At 60.2% G+C, this 1,845-nt stretch carries 1 protein-coding gene; it reads right to left on the minus strand.

Translation table 11 applies throughout. The annotated features are described in order from the left end of the window. Nucleotides 1–154: 154 nt before the first annotated feature. Entirely contained in the window at nucleotides 155–1,633 is a 1,479-nt protein-coding gene (ltrA, locus tag G6035_RS19430; protein ID WP_176618745.1) for a group II intron reverse transcriptase/maturase, read from the minus strand. Nucleotides 1,634–1,845 lie beyond the last annotated feature (212 nt).

Genomic DNA, 1,845 nt, shown 5'->3' on the forward strand with positions numbered 1-1,845 from the left:
TCCACGCCAACTGACCAAGGAAACAAACCAGTTAGTAGGGTGGGCTGCGGGCGCGGTGCCGGGATTACTCTCCGGCCCGTTTCCCGCAGCCTCCCACCGAACCCGCCGTGCGATTCTCACCGCAACGGGCTCTCCATGTGTTCTTACCCGCTGGTCAACCAGTCGCGCTGGTTGCCGGTGTTGAGGCGGCTATGCTCCACGGAGTCGGTATCTGCGCACCGCGGTAGCGGTACCGGGTCACCGCAACGCTGGCAGCGCTGCGGAAAACAACCCCGTTGCATGCCCAACGCCATCCAATATCGCAAAACTGACCACGGATCCGGCGCCAGGAGATCCGGCCATGTTTGGCCTTGATCCATTTGCCGACCCGCCGCCAGGCATGAAACTGGACAGCGTTGAACACGTCCTTGGACACCGCGTGCCGGAAGTAGTTCGCCCACCCGCGAGTGACCCTGGCAACCTTGACCAGTAACTGGTCAAGGCCCAGATGCAGGTGCTTTCTGCTGGTCAATTCCCGAACTTTCAAAGTGATCGAACGAATCGATTTCTTCGAAGGCACGGTATAGACAAAGGACTTGCCCGTTCCGCGTTTGACCATCCGGCGGATGGTGAAACCAAGGAAGTCGAAGCCTTCGTCAATGTTGACCACACGGGTTTTCTCCTCCGCCAATCGCAGCCCCAGGGGCGCGATGACCCCGGCGACCACCGCGCGCAGAGCCTCGGCATGGTCCCTGGTGCCGTTCACGCAGATAACGAAGTCATCGGCATAACGGATCAGCTTCCAGCTGCCCAGCCCCTGCTTGCGGCGTCGGTTCCGATGGTGCCACGTGCCCATCTGCGTTTTCCATTCCCGATCAAAGTGCTCATCGAGTGCAGAAAGCGCGATATTGGCCAGAAGCGGCGAGAGAATCCCGCCCTGCGGAGTGCCCGTCAGCGTTCCCACGTGATCCCCGCTACCGGTCATCACTCCGGCTTTGAGGAACGCGCGGACGAGACTGACGAGCTTCTTGTCCTTGATCCGGGCGCGGACCCTGCCCAGCAGGGCAGTGTGGTCGATCATGTCAAAACATGCCCGAATGTCAGCCTCCAACACCTGCGTGTAACCGCGAGTGGTCAGATGCTGAATTTCGGCGACCGCATCCTGAGCACGCCTGTTGGGCCGAAACCCGTAGGAACACGGCAGGAAGTCCGCTTCAAAGATCGGTTCAAGAACAAGTTTCAACGCAGCCTGAACCACCCGGTCCGTGACGGTCGGGATACCCAGCCTGCGGACTTTGCCGCTAGTTTTGGGGATCTCCACCCGCCTCACCGGTACCGGGACAAACGCGCCGGACTTCAGCAACGCCTGTACGTGATCCAGAAAAGGTCCCACTCCGACCCGGGAGCGGATATAAGTCACGGTGACTTTATCGATCCCGGGCGTTTTAGCCCCGACGTTGCCTGCCACCCGCTCGAAGGCGTGGACCAGAAATGCCGGGTCGTAAACCAGGTTATACAGATCATCAAACCGACGATCAGGTTCACTGACCGCCCACCGATGTAGTTTGGTCTGCATCCGCCGTACCATCTCGTACGCCGAATTTTCATCCGGCCATACGGTGACACCGGTATTCACCGATGTATCTTCGACCATCACAGTCCCTCCCTCTATTTACTTTGACCGAACACACTGCCGCCCTTCCCCATGTGGCACGGCTTTCCCGGCCTCGGAGTACTACGACGGCTCCGCCCCGCTCAAACCCTTCAACCGGCAACGGGCCAATCCCTGCTCACGGCGCTGGCCGCGCCGCTGGCAGGGAACGGAATCTGAGCGGTTCCCGCGTTCACTGCTTGTTCGATCGACAG

It is taken from the genome of Arthrobacter sp. SDTb3-6 (assembly GCF_013376095.1).
Taxonomy (GTDB): domain Bacteria; phylum Actinomycetota; class Actinomycetes; order Actinomycetales; family Micrococcaceae; genus Specibacter.